This is a genomic window from Paraburkholderia sp. SIMBA_053 (assembly GCF_046534895.1).
In the GTDB taxonomy this organism is placed as follows: domain Bacteria; phylum Pseudomonadota; class Gammaproteobacteria; order Burkholderiales; family Burkholderiaceae; genus Paraburkholderia; species Paraburkholderia caledonica.
Window position 1 is genome coordinate 1 of the sequence record NZ_JAWRXU010001957.1, and the last position, 228, is coordinate 228.

1 pseudogene is annotated in these 228 nt (G+C 55.3%); it reads right to left on the reverse strand.

Annotated elements, in window-relative coordinates:
* Positions 1 to 114, reverse strand: a pseudogene (locus SB753_RS42375) (histidine phosphatase family protein); the annotation flags it as partial.
* Positions 115 to 228 lie beyond the last annotated feature (114 nt).

Sequence of the window (228 nt, forward strand, 5' to 3'; positions counted from 1 at the left end):
TGCGAAGTATTCGCCGAGCCAGATGCCTTGCTGTTCGCCTGCGTCCGAAAGTTGGTCGTAATCGTCGGCGCCCAGGGACGCCTGGCCATGCCGTACCAGATAAAGTTCCGCCATCACATGCTTCGCCTTGAAGAGGTGAAGCCAGCTTAGCGGCGGCGGATGTATTTCCGAAGTTTATTTATTGAATCAGCCGGCATTCACTATAGTGATGATCGCGGCCCGCGCAAT